Annotated in this window: 2 protein-coding genes; both read right to left on the reverse strand. The window is 73.6% G+C overall.

What is annotated here, in order from left to right; all coding sequences use genetic code 11:
• The coding region (locus B7767_RS25540; RefSeq protein WP_256923566.1) for a hypothetical protein at positions 1–1,402 on the reverse strand (1,402 nt) is incomplete at its 3' end.
• Positions 1,403–1,542: 140 nt separating this feature from the next.
• Entirely contained in the window at positions 1,543–2,340 is a 798-nt protein-coding gene (locus B7767_RS25545) for a polysaccharide deacetylase family protein (protein ID WP_085574252.1), read from the reverse strand.
• Positions 2,341–2,346: the final 6 nt, after the last annotated feature.

Consider the following 2,346-nt stretch of genomic DNA (forward strand, 5'->3'; position numbering starts at 1 on the left):
CGCCGCGGGCGCCCGCGGCGGGCACGAGTGCGGCGGCGGCGAAGAACGCGGCGCCCGGCAGGCCGAAGAGGTAGACGCGGAACAGCATCTCGCCGCCGTAGTCGTTGACGGCGAAGAGCGGAACCGGGGCGGCGGAGACCAGCAGCAGCGGCAGCGCGCTGCGGACCAGCCGGCGCCGCAGCACGAGGGCGGCTCCGGCGAGCGCGGCGACCGCGAGCACCATCAGCACGTTGGCGGTCCCGGCGAGTTCGGGGCCGGGCCCGGTCAGCTCGCCCGCGTACCCCGCGCGGGAGTTCTGCGTCAGTTCGCCGATCGACTCCTTGAGGGTGGACAGCGTCTCGACGAACAGCGGCCGCCCCATGGTCAGGTCCCAGGTGAGCATCAGCAGCACGGCGACGGCCAGCAGGCCGTGGTTGCGGTGGCGGCGCGTGAGGGTGAGCGCGAACAGGCAGATGCAGAGCATCACCGGGGTGAGCTGGTGCGTGGCGTTGATCGCGGCGATCAGCGGGGCGAGGATCACCACGCAGACCGCGCGCTGCCGGGTGCCCGTGGGCGCCGGTACGCCCGCGGCGGCCGGGTCGAGGAAGGTGCGGTCGCGCAGCCGCCCGGCGGAGCCGGGGCGCACGAAGTGCCGCAGCACCACCGCGATGACCGCCAGGTGCAGCAGGTACGCGAGCCCTTGCGGGGCGAAGTAGTCCTGGCCCACCCAGTTGGCGAGCTGGAAGATCCACACGGCGGTCCACACCAGCCGCCAGTCCTGGCAGAAGGTGCGGTAGATCAGGACGAGCACCGGCATCGTCAGCAGGCCGAGGACGATCGGCGCCCAGTTGGCGTACGAGGCGGCGCTCTCCACGCCGAAGGCGCGCACCAGCCCGGCGTCGAGCGTGAAGAAGCCCGGCCACTGGTCGTACGCGGACATGTTGCCCGACAGGGCCGCGCCGGGCCGCAGTTCACCGTTGGCGAGCAGCGTGTCGACGACGGCGTCGTGCTTGGAGGCCCACGGGTAGCGCACGGCGTCGTACAGCATCGCCGGTGGCGCCTTGAGCGCGAACAGCAGCGCGGCGCAGTGCGCGGCCGGCCACCAGGGCGCGGTGCCCGCGCGCCGCAGGCTGAGGACGAAACCGGCGGTGAGGACCAGCAACGACAGGTGGTAGGCGACCGGGAGGCGGTCCAGCAGGCCGTAGTCGCCCATCTCCCGGAAGCCGATGCGGGGCAGCGCGTAGAACCACAGTCCGGCGGCGAGCAGCAGTGTCAGCAGCCCGGCGTCGGGCGGACCGCTCGGGACCGGCCAGGATCTGCGGCCGCCACCGGAGTTCCCTCCCGGCTCCGTCGGAGCGGCGGCCGGCTCGAGGCTGGGCAGCGCGCTGCTCTCAGTGGTCGGTACGGGCACATGTTGTTGCACGCCGGAACTCCCCTCCCCCGCGACGAGTATAGGAATTACCTCTGCTTTTCACACCAAAAACGTCGGACCCGCCTGCGAAGCGAAAGCTGTCCGGTACCTCCCGCCCGGCCCGTCCCGTGGCCACGTCCGCCCGTCCCTCCTCAGCCGGCGAACGCGGGCCGGCCGCGCAGGACGGTGCGGGCCCGGCGGTACCACCGCCAGCCGACGGTCTTGGGGCCGTCCCGGTACGGGGCGATCCGCGCGCCGTCGCCCGCCAGCCAGGCCTCGACATCGGCGACGGTGTGGCCGCGCCGGACGATCAGACGGGCGATGCGGTAGCGCTCGTCCAGCTCCGAACTGAGCGCGTGCCGCACGGCGGTCGCCGTCCGGTAGCCGGCGCGGGCGGCCATGGCGCGCACCCGGGGGCTGTTGTAGCCGTGCGGATAGGCGAGGTGGGGGACGGGATGGCCGAGGGCGTCCTCCAGCACGGCCTTGGAGTCCAGCAGTTCGGCGCGCAGCTGCCGGGTGGTCAGGGTGTCGAGCTGGGCGTGGGTGACCGTGTGGCTGCCGATCTCCATGCCGGAACGTTCCAGCTCCACCGCCCGGTCCAGGGTCATCATCGGGGCGGGCGGCAGCAGGCTGTGGCCGCCCGGGGCGATGGCGCCGGTGGTGAGGTACGCGGTCGCGGGCAGCGCGCGCCCGGCCAGGGCGTCGGCGGTGGGGCCGGGCAGGTCGGCGAAGCCGTCGTCGAAGGTCAGGAGCACCGGCCGGGGCGGCAGGGGGGCCCGCCCGGCGAGGTGCTCGGCGAGGGCGCTGATGGTGACGGGGGTGCGGCCGCTGTCCACGACGGCGTCGAGATGGGCCGCGAACTCCTTGGGCGTGACGGTGAACTCGGCGATCCAGTCCGGCGGGTCGTCCATCACGGCGTGGTAGAGGAAGACGGGTATGGCCGCGGTCATCCCCTC

This window comes from Streptomyces sp. 13-12-16 (assembly GCF_002114215.1).
In the GTDB taxonomy this organism is placed as follows: domain Bacteria; phylum Actinomycetota; class Actinomycetes; order Streptomycetales; family Streptomycetaceae; genus Streptomyces.